General features: G+C 66.6%; 17 protein-coding genes. 9 read left to right on the top strand and 8 right to left on the bottom strand.

Annotation, left to right across the window (positions count from 1 at the left end):
- From OC159_RS06105 to pyrH, 4 genes are all read right to left on the bottom strand, one after another.
- Positions 1–846: a phosphatidate cytidylyltransferase gene (locus OC159_RS06105; protein WP_265500270.1), complete on the bottom strand. Its 846-nt coding sequence runs from the start codon at positions 844–846 to the stop codon at positions 1–3.
- On the bottom strand, positions 843–1,580 hold the full coding sequence (uppS, locus tag OC159_RS06100; RefSeq protein ID WP_265500269.1) for a polyprenyl diphosphate synthase: 738 nt from the start codon (positions 1,578–1,580) through the stop codon (positions 843–845). The genes OC159_RS06105 and uppS overlap by 4 nt, the downstream gene beginning before the upstream one ends.
- A 6-nt stretch (positions 1,581–1,586) precedes the next feature.
- Complete coding sequence (gene frr / locus OC159_RS06095; RefSeq protein WP_265500268.1) at positions 1,587–2,150, bottom strand: ribosome recycling factor; 564 nt, start codon at positions 2,148–2,150, stop codon at positions 1,587–1,589.
- Between the two features lie 154 nt (positions 2,151–2,304).
- The gene (pyrH, locus tag OC159_RS06090) at positions 2,305–3,030 is read right to left on the bottom strand and encodes a UMP kinase (protein ID WP_265500267.1); all 726 of its coding nucleotides are present in this window, start codon (positions 3,028–3,030) and stop codon (positions 2,305–2,307) included.
- A gap of 73 nt (positions 3,031–3,103) precedes the next feature.
- Here pyrH and miaA point away from each other — a divergent pair, with 73 nt between their 5' ends.
- A complete protein-coding gene (miaA, locus tag OC159_RS06085; protein ID WP_265500266.1) occupies positions 3,104–4,018 on the top strand; it encodes a tRNA (adenosine(37)-N6)-dimethylallyltransferase MiaA in 915 nt (304 codons plus the stop codon).
- A gap of 78 nt (positions 4,019–4,096) precedes the next feature.
- Positions 4,097–5,146, top strand: a complete 1,050-nt coding sequence (locus tag OC159_RS06080) for an AraC family transcriptional regulator (protein WP_265500265.1) — start codon at positions 4,097–4,099, stop codon at positions 5,144–5,146.
- Positions 5,147–5,260: 114 nt separating this feature from the next.
- On the opposite strand, the gene OC159_RS06075 is transcribed toward OC159_RS06080, so the two are convergent.
- Positions 5,261–6,010, bottom strand: coding sequence for an RlmE family RNA methyltransferase (locus OC159_RS06075; RefSeq protein ID WP_265500264.1), 750 nt, complete (start codon positions 6,008–6,010; stop codon positions 5,261–5,263).
- Complete coding sequence (locus OC159_RS06070) at positions 6,010–7,131, bottom strand: Ppx/GppA phosphatase family protein (protein ID WP_265500263.1); 1,122 nt, start codon at positions 7,129–7,131, stop codon at positions 6,010–6,012. The genes OC159_RS06075 and OC159_RS06070 overlap by 1 nt, the downstream gene beginning before the upstream one ends.
- Before the next feature lie 122 nt (positions 7,132–7,253).
- On the opposite strand from OC159_RS06070, the gene OC159_RS06065 reads away from it, so the two are divergent.
- Positions 7,254–8,705: a TrkH family potassium uptake protein gene (locus OC159_RS06065; RefSeq protein WP_265500262.1), complete on the top strand. Its 1,452-nt coding sequence runs from the start codon at positions 7,254–7,256 to the stop codon at positions 8,703–8,705.
- Between the two features lie 72 nt (positions 8,706–8,777).
- Here the strand turns inward: OC159_RS06065 and OC159_RS06060 are convergent, their stop codons facing one another.
- On the bottom strand, positions 8,778–8,960 hold the full coding sequence (locus tag OC159_RS06060) for a hypothetical protein (protein WP_265500261.1): 183 nt from the start codon (positions 8,958–8,960) through the stop codon (positions 8,778–8,780).
- A gap of 83 nt (positions 8,961–9,043) precedes the next feature.
- Positions 9,044–10,342: a peptidoglycan-binding protein gene (locus OC159_RS06055; protein WP_265500260.1), complete on the bottom strand. Its 1,299-nt coding sequence runs from the start codon at positions 10,340–10,342 to the stop codon at positions 9,044–9,046.
- 120 nt (positions 10,343–10,462) lie between these two features.
- Between OC159_RS06055 and OC159_RS06050 the strand changes: the two genes are divergently transcribed.
- From OC159_RS06050 to OC159_RS06025, 6 genes are all read left to right on the top strand, one after another.
- Entirely contained in the window at positions 10,463–11,386 is a 924-nt protein-coding gene (locus tag OC159_RS06050) for a glycine--tRNA ligase subunit alpha (RefSeq protein ID WP_265500259.1), read from the top strand.
- On the top strand, positions 11,383–11,850 hold the full coding sequence (locus tag OC159_RS06045; protein ID WP_265500258.1) for a DUF6446 family protein: 468 nt from the start codon (positions 11,383–11,385) through the stop codon (positions 11,848–11,850). Before OC159_RS06050 ends, OC159_RS06045 begins: the two co-directional genes overlap by 4 nt.
- Positions 11,850–14,165, top strand: a complete 2,316-nt coding sequence (gene glyS / locus OC159_RS06040; protein WP_265500257.1) for a glycine--tRNA ligase subunit beta — start codon at positions 11,850–11,852, stop codon at positions 14,163–14,165. Before OC159_RS06045 ends, glyS begins: the two co-directional genes overlap by 1 nt.
- 782 nt (positions 14,166–14,947) lie before the next feature.
- Positions 14,948–15,433: a hypothetical protein gene (locus OC159_RS06035; protein WP_265500256.1), complete on the top strand. Its 486-nt coding sequence runs from the start codon at positions 14,948–14,950 to the stop codon at positions 15,431–15,433.
- A 30-nt stretch (positions 15,434–15,463) separates the two neighbouring features.
- The gene (locus OC159_RS06030; protein WP_265500255.1) at positions 15,464–15,727 is read left to right on the top strand and encodes a hypothetical protein; all 264 of its coding nucleotides are present in this window, start codon (positions 15,464–15,466) and stop codon (positions 15,725–15,727) included.
- Positions 15,728–15,851: 124 nt separating this feature from the next.
- Positions 15,852–17,312, top strand: a complete 1,461-nt coding sequence (locus OC159_RS06025; protein ID WP_265500254.1) for a phospholipase D-like domain-containing protein — start codon at positions 15,852–15,854, stop codon at positions 17,310–17,312.
- Positions 17,313–17,348 lie beyond the last annotated feature (36 nt).

The following is a 17,348-nucleotide window of genomic DNA, read 5'->3' as shown; positions in this document are numbered from 1 at the left end:
TCAATCCACCACGGGCAGTTGCGTCAGGATACCGATCACCATGGTCGCCAGAACCGCGCCCGTCACTGCGTCAAATCGGTCCATGAAGCCGCCGTGCCCCGGGATCAGGTTCGAGCTGTCCTTGACCCCGGCCCGTCGCTTCAGCCAGCTTTCGGCGATGTCGCCCATCTGCCCGGCGAAGCAGACCAGCGGCGACACCCAGACCAGCGCCGCGTCCCCGTGATCGGTCAGCCACAGCATTGCACCGAAGAGGCATGTCGCGATCCAGCCCGCGATCGTGCCGGACCAGGTCTTTTTCGGGCTGAGCTGCGGCCAGAATTTAGGCCCGCCCAAGGTGCGGCCAAAAAAATAGCCCGCCGTGTCCGAAATGATGATGACCCCCATCAGCCACAGAACGAAGCTCAGCCCATAAAGCTCACGGAACCCGACGAGGCCGTAGGCGACCAGCAGGATGGCCGTTCCGAAGATCGCATAGGTGCCGCGGTCGCGCCGGGCGGCACCGGGAAGCCCCAGCAGGATCGGCAGCAGAAGCGCCATCCAAGCCAACTGGTGAAACTCGGTCAGCGCAAGCGCCTGCGAGACGCCAGCAATGGATGCCAGCGCGATGGGGCGGCTGCGCCCGAACAGGGTGACGTGGCGTGCCGGATGCTTCCAGCCGGTCATCGCCGCCAGTTCCCAGAAGGTGATGGCCGAGATGACGGCCATGCCGAGCCTCAGCCAGATTCCTTGGGCCACGGCCAGAAGAACGCCGATGGCCAGCAGCACCAGGGTCGAGGCGAGGCGACGCGACAGGTCGGCCCATTTGCCGGACGGCGGCCGGGCCCCGCTGCCGATCGCGCCCGTCATGCGCCTCCGAAGCGCCGCTCGCGCTGGCCAAAGCGATCAAGGATGACGGACAGATGGTCGGGCGTGAAGTCCGGCCACAACGTCTGCGTGAATTCGTATTCCGCATAGGCGGCCTGCCAGGGCAGGAAGTTCGAGGTCCGCGTCTCGCCGGATGTGCGGATCACCAGGTCGGGGTCGGGATGGCCGGCGGTGTCCAGGCAGGCGGCCAGATCGGCCTGCGTCGCCTCGGCGATCTCTTTGCGGGCGATCCTGCCGGCCAGCCGGTTCGATGCGCGCAGCAATTCGTCCCGTCCGCCATAGTTGATTGCGACGGTCAGGTTCAGCCGGGTGTTGGCCGCCGTCCGCGCCTCGATCGAGGTCATCAGGTCCTGCAGCTTGCGGTCCAGCCGCTCGCGCCCGCCGATGAAGCGCAGCCGGACGCCTTCGGCCGCCATACCCCGCGCCTCGTGCTGGATATAGCGGCGGAAGATCTTCATCAGGCCAAGGACTTCCTCGGTCGAGCGCTTCCAGTTCTCGGTCGAGAAGGCATAAATCGTCAGCCAGTCGACGCCCAGGTCGGGGCAGGCACGGACGATCTGCTTGACGCGCTCGGCGCCGCGGCGGTGGCCGACCAGGCGCGGCCAGCCGCGTTCGGTGGCCCATCGGCCGTTTCCGTCCATGATGATGGCGACATGGCGCGGTCGGGCGCCCGCGCCCCCCGCCACCTCGCCGGATACGTCCTGCGCCAGCTCCATGATGGTTCAGACCTGCATGATTTCGGCCTGCTTGGCCGTCAGCGCCTCGTCGACGAGCGCGATCATGCGGTCGGTCAGGGCCTGGATCTCGGTCTCGTAGAGCTTCTGGTCGTCCTCGGGCATGCCGGCCGTCTTGCCCTTCTTGACCTGGTCCATGCCGTCGCGGCGCACGTTCCGGATCGAGACGCGGGCGCTTTCGGCATACTGCGCGGCGACCTTGGTCAGCTCGCGGCGACGCTCCTCGTTCAGTTCGGGGATGGGCAGCATGATGATCGTGCCGTTCAACTGCGGGTTAATCCCCAGGCCGCTTTCGCGGATCGCCTTCTCGACCTTGCCGACCATCGCCTTGTCCCAGATGTTGATGGTGACCATCCGGGGTTCGGGGACGTTCACGGTGCCCAGCTGGTTGATCGGGGTCATCTGGCCATAGGCCTCGACCTGCACAGGCTCGACCATCGAGGCCGAAGCGCGCCCGGTGCGCAGGCTGGCGAATTCGCCGCGCAGGCTCTCCATGGCGCCCTTCATGCGCCGCTCCAGATCGTCGATGTCGATTTCGATGTCCTCAGCCATGTCGCACTGCCTCTGCTTTGGATTTTGGATGCTTGTAACCACAATGTCGCAGGTTGGCAAAGCCTTTGCCCAAGGCCGCGACACCTGCCGGCACAACCTTCCGGACCGGCGGCCGACCGCCGCCGCGCCGCCGCCGGACCTGCGGAAAATGGCATCAGTTGTGGACGCGGGTATAGGTTCCGCGACCTTCCAGGATCGTGCGGAAGCCGCCCACCTGGTCCAGCGAGAAGACGATGATCGGCAGCTTGTTGTCGCGGGCCAGCGCGATCGCCGACGCGTCCATCACACCCAGGTGCTTTTGCAGCACCTCGTCATAGCTGACATCGCCATAACGCTTGGCGTCGGGGAACTTGACGGGGTCCTTGTCATAGACGCCGTCGACCTTGGTGCCCTTGAAGATCGCCTCGCAGTTCATTTCGGATGCGCGCAGCGTTGCGGCGGTGTCGGTCGTGAAATACGGGTTGCCGGTGCCGGCGGCGAAGATCACGATCCGCTTCTTTTCCAAGTGACGGATGGCGCGGCGGCGGATATAGGGTTCGCAGACCTCATCCATGCGGATGGCGCTGATCACGCGGCAATGCAGCCCCTTCGCTTCCAGCGAAGATTGCATCGCCAGCGCGTTCATGACGGTCGCCAGCATGCCCATGTAGTCGGCGGTCGTCCGCTCCATCCCTTGGGCGCTGCCCTGCAGGCCGCGGAAGATGTTGCCGCCGCCGATCACCATGCAGACCTCGACCCCCATGGCCTGAACGGCCTCGACCTCGTCGGCGATGCGGGCGACGGTGGGCGGATGCAGGCCATAGCCCTGGTCGCCCATCAGCGCCTCGCCCGAGATCTTCAGCATCACGCGGCCATATTGCTTCGGGGTCACGGTGGTCATGGGGGGCTCCTGTCGCCGGTCGCTTTCATCGGGGCGGTAAATGTCGCAAAAGACCCGCAGGTTCAACTGTCGGATGCCCATGCGTGACCCTGACGTGACACAGATCGACGCCGCGCGCCACCTGCTGATCGCCGGACCGACGGCCAGCGGCAAGTCGGCGCTGGCATTGGCGGTCGCGCGCGCGCAGGGCGGGCTGATCGTGAATGCCGACGCGCTGCAGGTCTGGTCCTGCTGGCGGGTGCTGACCGCGCGGCCGTCCCCCGCGGATGAGGCCGCCGTCCCGCACGCCCTCTATGGTCACGTCGCGCCGGGACGCGCCTATTCCGTGGGCGATTGGCTGCGCGAGGTGCAGGGCCTGATGGACCGGCGGCTGATCGTCGTCGGGGGGACGGGCCTTTACCTCACGGCGCTGACGCGGGGGCTGGCGCAGATCCCGCCGACGCCGCAGGACGTGCGTGCGACGGCCGATGCGCGGCTGGCGCGGCCGGGTGGGCTGGCCGAACTGGTGCAGGAGCTGGACGAGACGACACGGGCGGGGATCGACCTGCAGAACCCCGCTCGCGTCCAGCGCGCATGGGAGGTGCTGCAGGCGACGGGTCGCGGCATCGTCGACTGGCAGGCCGACACGCCGCCACCGCTGATCGCCGCCGATGACTGCCAGCGGGTGCTGGTAACCAGCGACCGCGACTGGCTGGCTGGTCGCATCGCCGCCCGGTTCCACGGGATGCTTGAAGAAGGCGCGCTCGATGAGGTTCGGGCGATGCTGCCAGTCTGGGACCCGCAGGCGCAATGGGCCAAGGCCATCGGCGCGCCAGAACTGGTCGCGCACCTGCGGGGCCACCTGACGCTGCGGGACGCGACCGAGCGGGCGATCATCTCTTCCCGGCAATACGCCAAGTCGCAGCGGATCTGGTTTCGCGGACGGATGCGGGACTGGCAAGTGTGGCACGCCAGCAACGATGGGGTACATCCGCTGCCCGAGAATTGAAACCAAGCGGGCCGTTGTTGTGTTCTGCTGCGGATAGGCAACAATTCGCCTACGGGCTTTGCAGATCGGACGCAGCAGATGTCGCTTTGGGATCGCACTGGCTGGCAGGGAGGATTCCCGTTTTCGCCGACGCGCCTCCGGCCGCCGGCACGGGCGGGATCGCCGGGGGACCGGGCCGCGGGGGTGACCGCGGCCAGCGTCCCCGATGCGGGCAGCGCACCCCGGCCCTGGGCCACGACCGACGCTCCGCATGGGCGTATCCTGGTACCGGACGCGCTGACGGTGCGCGTCGCCCCGGCCTCTCGCCGTATGGCGCCACGCCGGGTCGGCCTTCGCCTTGTGCCTTTGCCCGCCTTCGGCTGGAGCGGCGCCGGCCCCCATGCGCAGCCGAGGACGCGGCCCGAACACACGCTGATCTGGGTGACCGAGGGGCGGATGCTGTTGCAGTTCCCGCGCCGATCGGTCCTGTTGGGACCGGGCGACGTGCGCTATATCCCGGCCGGCACGGCCTTCGCAGCCCGCGCCGAAGCCGGCGCCGAGGGGCATGTGCTGATGATCTCTCCCGAACTGACGACCGATGTCGATCCGCCGATGCCGCCGACGATGATCGCGGGCAGCATCGGCCAAGCCGGCGACGCGATGCTGGTCAACCTGCGAGAGCTTGCCGACGAGGCCGCCCGCGGGTCGGCCGGCAAGGCATTTTGCTGCCAGCTGAACCTGCTGTCGCTGCGCCTGTCGCGGCTGGACCCCGAACAGGACCACCGCACCGGCAAGCCTGCATCGGCCCTCGACCGGCCGCTGGTCGACCGCTTCCTGTCGTTGGCCGCGGGTGAGCTTGGGGCCGGTCGCACCTTGGCCGATATGGCTCAGGATCTGGGGACGACGCTGACACACCTCGACCGCGCGTGCGGCGAGACCAGAGGCCAGCGTGCCATCGACCTTCTGAACGACCTGAGGCTGGAGCGCGCGGCAGAGCTGCTGCGCCACACGGACCGCCCGACGACGCGTCTTGCCGTCGACCTGGGCTATGCCAGCCAGACACATTTTACCCGCGCTTTCGTCGCAGCCACGGGCAGGACGCCAGACACCTATCGAAGCCAGGTGCGGGACGGATCGGCGGCGGAATAGGCGGGGTCGCCCAGGCGGTCGTAACCCGAACCTGGCTCGGCGGCCACACCGGTCATCTACAGGTTCCCGGGCAGCTGTCGGCGCAGATGCAAACGCCCCGGACCATGAGGCAGCCTATTCCGCCTGCTCCTGCAGCGCGTCCCGGCCTCGGAAGCCGGTGGCGACGACGAACTTCTCGGATGAATCGCTGCGGCTGGCCGGCGGCTTGACGTTCGCGACCTTGGTGAAGTGGCGCTTCAGCATCGCCTGCATCTCGGTCTCGGCACCGCCGGCCAGGACCTTGGCGACGAAGGTGCCGCCCGGCTCCAGCACGTCGAAGGCCAGCTGCGCGGCCGCCTCGACCAGGGCCACGATGCGGATGTGGTCGGTGCCCTTGTGACCCGACGAGGCCGCCGCCATGTCCGACATCACGACGTCGGCGGGCCCGCCCAGCCACTCCTTGACCTTGTCGTCGGCGCCCTCGGACAGGAAGTCAAGGACGTGGATCTCGGCCCCGGCGATGGCGTCGACCTCTTGCAGGTCGAGGCCCAGGATGCGGCCGACCTTCTTGCCCGACTTCTCGCCCAGCGCGTTCACGCGGGCCACGGCCACTTGGCACCAGCCCCCCGGCGCGCAGCCCAGGTCGACGACCCGCGCGCCCGGCACGAGGAAACGGTACTTGTCGTCCAGCTCGATGATCTTGTAGGCCGCACGCCCGCGATAACCTTCGCGCTTGGCGCGGGCCACGTAGGGGTCGTTCAGCTGTCGTTCCAGCCACAGCTTGGACGACATCTTGCGCCCCTTCGCGGTCTTCACCCGCACCTTCAGGTCGCGCGTCCCGCGGCCGCTGGTCTTGCCCGTCCGGCTGGTCGGTATCTTCGTCATCATGCCACTCCGTTCAGTCCGTCCGGCGTCAGAACCCCATCGCGCACCATCTGCGCATAAAGCAACCCCTCGCGCAGGCCGCGATCCGCGACCGACAGCTTGCTGGTCGGCCAGACCCGCATCAGCGTCTGCAGGATCGCGGCGCCCGACATGATCAGCGCGTGGCGTTCCCGGCCGATGCGGGGGTCGGCGCGGCGCCCGTCCGGGCCAAGCTGCAGATAGGAGTGGATCACCCGGTCGATCTGGTCGCTGGTCATCTCCAGCCCGTCAACCTTGGTACGGTCATAGCGGCGCAGGCCCAGGAAGCTGGCGGCCACCGTCGTCACCGTCCCCGAGGTGCCGATGATCTGGAACCCCTCATCGGGCGATCCGTCGGCATAGGGCGTAAAGCTGGCCAGCGCCTCCTCGAAGAACCAGGACATCAGGGCAAAGCGGCCCTGGTCGTCCTCGACATCGGCAAACTGGTCGCGCAGCGTCGCCACGCCAAGCGGCACACTGATCCAGTCGACCACCCGCGCCCCGCCCGGCTGCGGGTTTCCGAACCCGTCCGAGAGGCGCATGATGGCCCGCGGCCGCTCTTTCGGCTCCACGTCCTCGAGGTCGATCCAGACCAGCTCGGTCGAGCCGCCGCCGATATCGACGACCATCAGCGTTTCCGTCTTGTGGCTGACCAGCGGTGCGCAGCTGATGACGGCCAGGCGGGCCTCCTCCTCGGCACCGATGATCTCGATCGGCAGACCAGTTTCCCGGCGAATGGTGCGCAGGAAGTCGCGGCTGTTCCTGGCGCGGCGGCACGCCTCGGTCGCCACCAGGCGCATGTTGCGCACCCGGTGCTGGTCCAGCTTGCGCCTGCAGACCTGCAGCGCATGCACGGTGCGCGCCATCGAGCTGCGGGACAGACGTCCCGAAGCTTCGAGCCCCTGCCCAAGCTGAACCGGCTTGGAGAAGCTGTCGATGACCTGGAACTGACTGCCCGTCGGACGGGCAATCAGCATCCGGCACGAATTTGTCCCAAGGTCGAGGGCAGCATAAAGCGGCCCTTCCTCGGGGTGTCGGGTGCCCGACGGCTCGACCGTAGATCTCGGGAACGCGTCCGCACCCGCAGGACGCTTGGGCGCCATGACACACGCCCTCCGATGACAAGTTGCTCTCAACGTAACGCGGCCCGACGGGCCATTCAAGGGGCGCCGGCTACCTCACGCGGCAGCTTGACGGCGTTGGGGGGGCACGGCAAGCAGGCGGAATGATCGACCTGCGTCCCGTGGCCCACCCGATTGGCAAGATCATCGTCACACTGGGTGCGGCGATGCTGCTGCCGATGCTGGTCGACCTGTGGCACGACGATCCGCACTGGATGGTCTTCCTGGAATGCGCCACGATCACCAGCGTCACAGGTCTTCTGGTCGTTTTCGCCACACGAGGAACGTATCAGTCGCTGAAGATCCAGCAGGCGTTCCTGCTGACCTCGGGCCTGTGGGCGGTGCTGCCGCTGTTCGGTGCCCTGCCCTTCATCCTGGGCCAACCCGGGGCAAGCCCGGTCGACGCCTATTTCGAGGCGATATCGGGGTTCACCACCACCGGGACCACGGCCTTCCCGTCGCTGGACGAACTTCCGAAGGGCACGCACCTGTGGCGAGCCCTGCTGCAATGGATGGGCGGCCTGGGGATTGTCGTCGTCGCAATGGTGTTCCTGCCGGTCATGAAGGTCGGTGGCATGCAGTTCTTCCGGTCGGAGGGGTTCGACACGCTTGGCAAGGTGCTGCCCCGCGCGGGCCAGATCGCATCAGAGATGACGACCATCTATCTTTTGATGACCGCGGCCTGCGCCATCACCTTCATGGTGTTGGGGATGACCGGCTTTGACGCCGTGGTCCATGCGCTGACCACCTGTTCGACAGGTGGGTTCTCGAACTACGACGCCAGCTTCGGCGCCTATCTGGGGGGGCCGGAGTGGGCCGCGTCAGTCTTCATGATCACGGCATCGGTGCCGTTCATCCGGCTGGTGCAGGCGATGCGGGGAAACGCGGTCCCGCTGTGGCAGGACCGGCAGGTGCGGACCTATCTGCGCTGGATCTTCTATGCCTGCGCGATCATCATCATCTATCGGCTCATCTATCTGCAGGAAGAGGCGCCGTTCGGAGAGATGGTGCGCGAGACCGTGTTCAACACCATCTCGACCTTTTCGGGGACCGGCTTCGCATCGACAGACGTGACGGCCTGGGGGCACCTGCCGCTGGCGCTGCTGATCGTCGCGGGGCTGATCGGCGGCTGCACCGGGTCGACGGTCTGCTCGGTCAAGATCTTCCGCTACCTGGTGCTGTTCGAGGCCGTTCGCGCGCAGATCCGCCGCATGCATTCGCCGCACCGCCTCTATCCGCTGCGCTACGAGGGGCAGCCGCTGGACAAGGACATCATCGATTCGGTGATGGCCTTCTTCACGCTGTTCATGCTGACTTTTGGCCTCCTGATCGTGGGCCTCGCGCTGACCGGCCTGCATCCGCGCACGGCGCTGACGGCCGCCTGGACCGCCATCGCCAACATCGGTCCGGCCTGGGGTCCCGAGGTCAGCGCGAACGGATCGGTCGAGGCCTTCCCGGACGCTGCCAAATGGCTGATGATCCTGGGCATGTACCTTGGCCGGCTGGAGCTGGTTTCGGTGCTTGTTCTTCTGCTGCCGCGCTTCTGGCGGGCCTGAGCAGGGCATTGCGCGCGGATCGCCTGCCGGATCTGGGGGTGGAGGCGTCGCGCCCGCCAGGGGTCAGGCCGCTCATCCTGCCTGACATGTCACGACCATCGGACGCGCCTGTTGGCAGAACTCGCGGCGCAGGTAATCTTCCCACCTGGAATTCGCGGCAATGACATGCAGCAGAACGCTCGGGGATGTTGCCAATAATGCAATGGCACCGCTGCGTCGCTCCTCATATTGCTCAATCACCGCGACCTTCGTCATCGCCAGACCTGCCCTGCCTGCCGGAAGTTGGCAGGCAGGGCAGGTCTGGCGTCAGATGAACCGCCATCCTGCCACCTGGATGTTCAGGGCATAGCCGGTTCCGCCGCGGCGCCTTCGTTCCGGCCCGGTGCATGGCGAGTCAGGCTGTCGCTCAGTTCGGCAAGGATGCGGGCCTGCGCCTCGGGGTCCGAGGCCGGCCAGATCAGCACGAAGCCTTCGGCCCGACCGTCGCGGACCCAGCCCTCGGCCGCGCCGATATGGTTCTCGTTCTCGCCGGACATGGTGACGTGGCCGCGTTCGACCCGTCGTTCGGGGCGCGGCACCCAGCCGAGTGCCGTCACCAGCCCCGTCAGGTCCAGCAGCTCCTGCTGGCCGCCCGGCTGGCTGAAAAGGATCAGCGCGGCCCCCGACCCGTCCTGCGGGCCATAGATCGACAGCGCCCGTTCGGCGCGGTCGAAATCCAGCGCCTCCATGGGAGCGGTCACAGAGAGGCCGGTCGCCGCATCCTCCAGCGTCTCCAGCCCCATCTCGTCGCGCCAGGCCGCGCGGCGCTGGATCAGTTTGCCCACGGCAGTGCCGGGGTCGGTCGAGGCGCGCGCACCCGTGATCTCGGCCCGGATGGCCGCCCGGGTCATGGGGCCGTCGGTGCCGTCGATCTCTCCGTCATAGTGGCCGGCCCACCGCAGGGCGCGCTGCACCTCCTCCAGCGGAGGAAGGGGCTGCGGCGCGTCCGGCGCAGGCAGGCGCGGCGCTTGGCCACGCTCGACGACGCGGCCGAGATCGGCATCCGTGGTCAGCATGGCATCATCGGGGATCAGGTCGGCATCCGCCAGGACCGGCAGCCAGGCCTGCCCGGCCGCCGGAATCACCGGGCCCAGGGTCAGCGCATACCAGCCGTCAGGCAGCTGCCACATGCCGGCGGCGGGAAATTCGCGGCGCAGGCGCGTCAGGGCCGCGTCGGCCTCGGCCCGGTCGGAAAAGGCCTCCAGCCGCAGGTAAGCTTTCGGCGCGAGAGGGGCCTGCGATGCCGCGGGCTGCTGCGGCGATCCGGCGGTGGGCTGCGCCGCGTCGTCCGGCACGGCGGGGATCAGGGTCGCGCCTTGAGCCGGCATGCTGACGAAGCTGTCCGCCGGCACCGCCCCCGACGCCCGCAGCTGCGCCAGGCGATCCTCGGCCTCGGCCCGTTCCAGCGGCCCGATGGCAATTCCGGTCCAGCCGCCAGGCAGCGGCAGCAGCACCACGTCCTCCAGCCGCTGCGCCCAACCGGCCGCTGCCGCCTCGGCCGCGCCGCGGTCGCGCTTGGCCTCGATGCGGATCACGGCATCCTGCGCCCAAGCCGCAGCGGGAAGCGCCGCCAGAACCATTACCGCCAAACGCCGCATCGGGACCTCCTTCACTGCCGGGCGCGGAACGTCCCCGCCGTCGGGCCTTTATTGACCCTGTTCCGCCACGCGCCTAGAAGACGCCGACGCCTCGCCCGATCTATGCAAAAGGATGGCACGATGACCAGCCCCAACCGCCCCCGCAGCTTCCAGGAGATCATCCTGCGCCTGCAGACCTATTGGGCCGACAAGGGCTGTGCCGTCCTGCAACCCTACGACATGGAGGTGGGCGCCGGCACCTTCCACCCGGCCACCACGCTGCGGGCGCTTGGCAGCCGCCCCTGGGCCGCGTCCTATGTTCAGCCCTCGCGCCGCCCGACCGACGGCCGGTACGGTGAGAACCCGAACCGCCTGCAGCATTACTACCAGTACCAGGTCATCATCAAACCCTCGCCCCCCGACCTGCAGGAACTGTATCTAGGCAGCCTGCGCGCCATCGGCTTGGACCCGATGGTCCATGACGTCCGCTTCGTCGAAGACGACTGGGAATCCCCGACCCTCGGCGCCTGGGGCCTGGGGTGGGAGGTCTGGTGCGACGGGATGGAGGTCAGCCAGTTCACATATTTCCAGCAGGTCGGCGGGCACGACTGCCGCCCGGTCTCGGGCGAGCTGACCTATGGGTTGGAGCGTCTGGCGATGTATGTCCTGGGCGTTGAACATGTCATGGACATGCCCTTCAACGATCCGGACAGCCCCATCGCGCTGAGCTATGGCGACGTCTTCCGCCAGACCGAGCGGGAATATTCGCGCTGGAACTTCGACCAGGCCGACACCGAGATGCTGTTCCAGCACTTCAAGGACGCCGAGGCCGAATGCGCCCGCATCCTGGCCGCGGAACGCACCGACAGCGCTGGCCGCACCATCCCCATGGCGCATCCGGCCTATGACCAGGCGATCAAGGCCAGCCACATCTTCAACCTGCTGGACGCGCGTGGCGTGATCTCGGTTACCGAACGGCAGGCTTATATCGGCCGGGTGCGGGCGCTGGCCAAGGGCTGCGCCGATCTGTTCCTGACCACCGACGCCGCCGGGGCCGCCGCATGAACTGGGGCAAGGTCGCGGCCGCTGCCCTGCTGCTGGCCGCCGTCGGTGCCGGCGGCGGTATGTGGTATGCGCAGGAATACGGGTATTACGACAGCATCGACCCGGCGGAAGCGGCGATCGACGTGACAACCCCTGCCGGGGAACAGGCGCTGGCGCTGACCGATTTTCAGGGCATTGACGCCGACAGCTCGCCCCTGCGGTGGCGCGCCTGCGCGCAGGCCGAGGTGCCCGCCGACGCCCTGCCCTTCGACGGCGCAACGCCGCTGATCGGGCCGCGGTGGTTCGACTGCTTCGACGCGGCGCAGATCGGCGCCGATCTGGAAAGCGGTGCCGCACGCGCCGTGCTGTCGCAGGCCGAGATCCACCCGGACGTGGACCGTGTGCTGGCCGTCTATCCGGACGGCCGCGTCTATGGCTGGCACCAATACAACGACAAGACCCCGGAACGCGGAGTGATGGACTGATGCCCGACCTGCTGATCGAACTCTTTTCCGAGGAAATTCCCGCCCGGATGCAGGCCCGCGCGCGCGAGGACCTGAAGCGCTTGGTGACTGACGGCCTGGTCGAGGCCGGGCTGACGTATGCCTCGGCCGGCGCCTTCAGCACACCGCGCCGCCTGGCGCTGACAGTCGAGGGGCTGACCGCCCACAGCCCCACCACACGCGAGGAGCGCAAGGGTCCGCGCACGGACGCGCCGGAAAAGGCGCTGGATGGGTTTTTGCGCTCGACCGGCCTGACCCGCGACCAGCTCGAGGCACGCGATGACAAGAAGGGCCAGGTCTGGTTCGCCACATTGACCAAGCCCGGCCGCCCGGCCGCCGAGATCGTGGCCGACGTGCTGGAATCTGCGATCCGCAATTTCCCCTGGCCGAAATCCATGCGCTGGGGTGCGGGCAGCCTGCGGTGGGTGCGCCCGCTGCATTCCATCCTGTGCATCCTGTCCGATGAGGCGGGCGCAGAGGTCGTGCCGCTGACCATCGAGGGCATTGCGGCAGGCAACACGACCCGCGGCCACCGTTTCATGGCGCCCGACGCCTTCACCGTCACCGGCTTCGACGACTATGCCGCCAAGCTGCGCCGCGCCCGCGTGATGCTGGACGCCGAGGAACGCGCATCCGAGATCCGGTCGCAGGCCGAGAACCTGGCCTTCGCCCGCGGCTGGCAGATCGTCCCTGACGACGCCCTCTTGTCCGAGGTCGCCGGCCTCGTTGAATGGCCCGTCCCCCTGATGGGCGTGATCGAGGACCGGTTCCTGTCCCTGCCCCCCGAGGTCCTGCAGACCTCGATGAAGGAGCACCAGAAGTTCTTTTCGGCCCGGAACCCCAAGACCGGCCGGATCGAGGGTTTCGTGACAGTCGCCAATATCGAGACTTCCGACGACGGTGCCACCATTCTTGCCGGCAACCAGCGCGTCTTGGCCGCCCGCCTGTCCGACGCCGCCTTCTTCTGGGACAACGATCTGCGCGAGGCAAAATCCGGCATGGAGACTTGGGCCGAGGGCCTGAAGTCGGTTACCTTCCAGAGCAAGCTGGGCAGCCAGCACGACCGCATTCAGCGCATCGCGGCCCTTGCCCGCGAGATCGCTCCCCTGGTCGGCGCCGACCCCGAACAGGCCGAACGCGCCGCGCGCCTGGCCAAGCTGGACCTCCGGTCCGCCATGGTCGGCGAGTTTCCCGAATTGCAAGGCACGATGGGCCGCTACTACGCGCTGGAAGCCGGAGAGTCCGACGCCGTGGCCGACGCCGCCCGCGACCACTACTCGCCCCTTGGCCCCTCGGACGCCGTGCCGACCGCCCCAGTCTCGGTCGCCGTGGCGCTGGCCGACAAGATCGACGCGCTCACGGGTTTCTGGGCGATCGATGAGAAGCCGACGGGGTCGAAGGACCCCTTCGCGCTGCGGCGGGCGGCATTGGGGGTGATCCGGTTGATCCTAACGAATGATACCCAAGTTCACCTGAACACCTTGATCGCCCGTGCGGCAGCGGGCGTTTGGTTCGAACCAAGTCACGCTAACCAGATTTACTTCTTGCCTGAAGGTAAGTCGCAGGACGCAAAGAACTGGGTCGGTGTATGCCATATCCACCCAGACGATGAGTCCGTGACATACAACACAACGCTCGTGGAATTTGCGCAGGCTCTTATGGATGCGCGTGTCACCGATGCTGCGCAAATTTGGTTCGAAGATATGGATGCCAACCCGCAGTTGGGTGACAAACGGATCGTTGAAGGGGATGCTCGACTGTCTCTGCTCAGCTTCGACCTCCTCTCCTTCCTCCACGAGCGCCTCAAGGTCTACCTCCGCGAGCAGGGCATCCGCCACGACATCATCGACGCGGTGCTGGCGCAGGAGGGGAACGACGACCTCGTTCGTGTGGTCGCCCGCGCCACTGCGCTGAACGACATGCTGGCGACTGAAGACGGCAAGAACCTGACCCAGGGCCTCAAGCGCGCCGGGAACATCCTCGCGCAGGCCGAGGAGAAGGATGGCGTGGAATACAGCTTCGGCGCGGACGCCAAGTTCGCCGAGACGGACGAGGAACGCGCCCTCTTTGCCGCGCTTGACAAGGCCGAGCCGCAGATCATGGCCGCCATGGCCGCCGAGGACTATCCCGCCGCCATGACGGCCATTGCTGCACTCCGCTCTCCGATCGATGCGTTCTTCGAGGCGGTCCAGGTGAATACCGACAAGCAGATCGTCCGCCGCAACCGCCTGAACCTTCTGTCCCGCATCCGTGAGGCGGGACGGCAGATCGCCGACTTCGGAAGCATCGAGGGTTGAAGATGGCCACAGCGACCACGGTGCGACTTGATTTCACTCTTGGACAATGACGCTCGACGAGCAGAACCCGGCGCGCGTGCAAGGGTGCGTGCTTCATAGCGCATCGATTGCTTGAGGTGGCGGCCTCGTGGCAGCACTCGCAGCTGCGGCGGCTCACCGCTCAAGCGGGTATGAGCCGCCCTTCGGTGGGCGCGCGCTTCAGCGAGAGGCTTCACAGACATGTTCCGGCGGCTGCCTCTCCAGGTCTCGTGAAGCGAGTAGTTTGGGAAGGACATGAAGCAGCGCATCTTGAAACTCCGAGATCTTGCGCTGATGGAGAGACCCGTAAGGATTTTGATGCAAACTGCAGGCCGGTGCAACTTGAGGGGCATCCTTGATGGAAGCGTCGTGCCGGCGGTGCCACCCTGAAATCGCCGTTCGACAGCCGGGTGCATGAGGCCGCCCGCTGTTCAAGACCCAAGCCTTGCTGTCTGACCTTAGCCTCTTCAACTCGTGACGAGGCGTTCTGCCTGATTGATGCAGGTCCCCTGCGCATGCGAATGACCGTCACGATCCTGCCGTTCTAGCGCCAGTGCCTCGGCCAATTCGATCATCCAGTCCCGACGACTACTCCGCCAGCAGCTTCCACTGCAACTGGACCGATTCTACAGCGGAACATGCCGACTGATCGTGCAGTTCGGGGCGCGTCGCCATTTCCGCTCATTGACGCCATGCTCTACCACGATGGAACCCGTTTCGGCCTTTGTGCTTGTGCTAATGCGAAAAACATTCGGAGGAGCCAGATGCACAGGAACGTAACTGCGATCTATCGCACATTCGCGACTGCTGATCTCGTCAGGCAAGAGTTGGTCAGCCTCGGCGTCTCGACCGGTGACATCCATGTCGTCCCCGACATGGACGACCCCGTCGGGGTTGAGGGCCAGCGCACGGACACCACCCATACCGACAGGCTGTATGACCTGCACCTGCCGGAGGACGACCTGCGAACCTATCAGCAGAGCGTCCGGCGGGGCGACTATGTAGTCTCGGCCGAAGTCGACGACACGCAGGTCGCGCGCGTGCAAGAGATCATGCGCCGTCCGGAGGACGAGGCTTACGACCTCGACCGGCGACACGACGAGTTCCGCGATGCGGGGCTTGATCCCTACAGCGATCCCGGGATGCGCGCGACGAACGACGAATGGATCGGGCGGCGTGACCAGGATCATCTCGATCCCTTCACCCGCTCCTATGTCCGCAACGCGCGGCTGGACCAGCGCCGCGGCTGACGCTCATCAACCCACAGGAAGGAAACCGAAATGTCGGATTATCGCGATCCCAAGGTCACCAATGCGTCGGGCACCACCAAAGGCGGCGCAGGCAAATGGATCGGCATTGCCGTTGTCGTCATCCTGGCGCTTCTGATCCTGGGCTGGATCTTCGGGTGGTTCGCTGACGAAGCGACCGAGGTCGAAACCACGGACACCGTAACGACCGAAGAAGCAGAGATCGTCGACGAACCCGCCGTAGCTGACGAACCCGTCGTGGTCGAGGAGCCCGTCGAGGTAGAGCCCGCGCAGTGAGTGGGCAGAAGCGACAATCGCCCCCGCGGGCTGCAAGCTCGCGGGAGCATGGCTGCGATTGCCGGGTCCGACATGGGCGCGGCGGTTGCGTCACGCGATGGAACCGGCCGTCAGCAGGAACGTGATGACAGACAGTGCCAATCCGATCCTTCGGCAGGGCGACACGTGCTGGCAGATCAGACGCGCCAGCCGGATGGCGGTGGTCATCGACGCGGCCGACTATTTCGCGCTCGTCCACGATGCCGTGCAGAAGGCGCGACACAGCGTCATGCTGATCGGCTGGGACTTCGACACCCGGATCCCCCTGGACCGCCCGGCCGAAGATGGCGAGGTTCCCAACCGCCTCGGCAAGTTCCTCAACTGGATCGCGGCGAACCGGCCCGAGGTGCAGATCCACGTGCTGCGCTGGAACCTCGGCGCAATCAACGCGCTAGGGCGTGGAACCACGCCGCTGGTCATCCTCGACTGGATGACGAACGACCGCATCCACTTCAAGCTTGATGCTGCACATCCGGTCGGATCGGCGCATCACCAGAAGATCGTGGTGATCGACGACACACTGGCCTTCTGCGGCGGGATCGACATCACCGCCGACCGCTGGGACACCAGAGAGCATCTGGACGATCATCCGCAGCGCGTCCGCCCGACCACCAAGCGCCGCTATGGGCCTTGGCACGATGTCTCGACCGCCGTCGAAGGAGAGGTCGCGCAGGCTTTGGGCGAACTGGCGCGCGAACGGTGGCGTCGGGCGACCGGCGAGACGCTGCAGCCGCCCCAGCCGCAGGAAAGCCTCTGGCCAGACAACCTTGAGCCGCTGCTGTGCGACGTGGACCTTGCCATATCAAGGACCGCGCCCGAATACGACGACCGCGAGGCCCTCCACGAAATCGAGGCGCTGTATCTTTCCGGCATCGCCGCCGCCAGGCGGACGATCTATATCGAAAGCCAGTATTTCGCCTCCCGCCGCATTGCGGACGCCATCGCTGCGCGCCTTGGTCGGCCTGACAGTCCTGAAATCGTGGTCATCAACCCCGTCTCTGCCGAAGGATGGCTGGAGGAGGAGGTCATGGGCTCGTCACGCGCAAGGTTGCTGAATCTGGTCCGGCAGGCTGATCGCCACGACCGCTTCCGGCTCTACACGCCCGTCACGGCAGGAGGGCAGCCGATCTATGTCCACGCAAAGGTCATGGTCGTCGACGATAGGTTGCTGAAGGTCGGGTCTTCAAACCTCAACAACCGCTCACTCGGTTTCGACACCGAATGCGACATCAGCGCCGAGGCGGGCCCCGACGACGTCGTCATCCAGCGGCAGATCCTGAAGCTGCGCAACGATCTTCTGGCGGAACATCTGGGCGTCACTCAAGACAGGCTGGATGGTGCCCTGGCCGCTGCCGACGGCTCGCTGATCGCAACCATCGAGGCGCTTCGCACGAATGGGAGGTCTCTTGTGCCGTTCGAGATCCCCGACCTGAATGTGGTCGAGGCTTCGCTCTTCGACGAAAATGAGCTCCTGGACCCCGAACGTCCGTCCAGCCGCTGGAGAAGCTTGCGTCGCGGAATGAGAAGCCTGATTCCGGGCTTGTAGTCCAAAGAACGATCGGCCGCCCCGCTGCGCGTCACG

This window comes from Paracoccus beibuensis (assembly GCF_026162625.1).
In the GTDB taxonomy this organism is placed as follows: domain Bacteria; phylum Pseudomonadota; class Alphaproteobacteria; order Rhodobacterales; family Rhodobacteraceae; genus Paracoccus; species Paracoccus beibuensis.
The sequence above is the reverse complement of the archived record's forward strand: the minus strand, read 5'-3'. Positions and strand labels throughout refer to the sequence as shown.

Coding starts and splice junctions, on each gene's coding strand:
- OC159_RS06105 (WP_265500270.1), bottom strand. CDS start 846: ATGACGGGCGCGATCGGCAGCGGGGCCCGGCCGCCGTCCGGCAAATGG.
- uppS (WP_265500269.1), bottom strand. CDS start 1,580: ATGGAGCTGGCGCAGGACGTATCCGGCGAGGTGGCGGGGGGCGCGGGC.
- frr (WP_265500268.1), bottom strand. CDS start 2,150: ATGGCTGAGGACATCGAAATCGACATCGACGATCTGGAGCGGCGCATG.
- pyrH (WP_265500267.1), bottom strand. CDS start 3,030: ATGACCACCGTGACCCCGAAGCAATATGGCCGCGTGATGCTGAAGATC.
- miaA (WP_265500266.1), top strand. CDS start 3,104: ATGCCCATGCGTGACCCTGACGTGACACAGATCGACGCCGCGCGCCAC.
- OC159_RS06080 (WP_265500265.1), top strand. CDS start 4,097: ATGTCGCTTTGGGATCGCACTGGCTGGCAGGGAGGATTCCCGTTTTCG.
- OC159_RS06075 (WP_265500264.1), bottom strand. CDS start 6,010: ATGACGAAGATACCGACCAGCCGGACGGGCAAGACCAGCGGCCGCGGG.
- OC159_RS06070 (WP_265500263.1), bottom strand. CDS start 7,131: ATGGCGCCCAAGCGTCCTGCGGGTGCGGACGCGTTCCCGAGATCTACG.
- OC159_RS06065 (WP_265500262.1), top strand. CDS start 7,254: ATGATCGACCTGCGTCCCGTGGCCCACCCGATTGGCAAGATCATCGTC.
- OC159_RS06060 (WP_265500261.1), bottom strand. CDS start 8,960: ATGACGAAGGTCGCGGTGATTGAGCAATATGAGGAGCGACGCAGCGGT.
- OC159_RS06055 (WP_265500260.1), bottom strand. CDS start 10,342: ATGCGGCGTTTGGCGGTAATGGTTCTGGCGGCGCTTCCCGCTGCGGCT.
- OC159_RS06050 (WP_265500259.1), top strand. CDS start 10,463: ATGACCAGCCCCAACCGCCCCCGCAGCTTCCAGGAGATCATCCTGCGC.
- OC159_RS06045 (WP_265500258.1), top strand. CDS start 11,383: ATGAACTGGGGCAAGGTCGCGGCCGCTGCCCTGCTGCTGGCCGCCGTC.
- glyS (WP_265500257.1), top strand. CDS start 11,850: ATGCCCGACCTGCTGATCGAACTCTTTTCCGAGGAAATTCCCGCCCGG.
- OC159_RS06035 (WP_265500256.1), top strand. CDS start 14,948: ATGCACAGGAACGTAACTGCGATCTATCGCACATTCGCGACTGCTGAT.
- OC159_RS06030 (WP_265500255.1), top strand. CDS start 15,464: ATGTCGGATTATCGCGATCCCAAGGTCACCAATGCGTCGGGCACCACC.
- OC159_RS06025 (WP_265500254.1), top strand. CDS start 15,852: ATGACAGACAGTGCCAATCCGATCCTTCGGCAGGGCGACACGTGCTGG.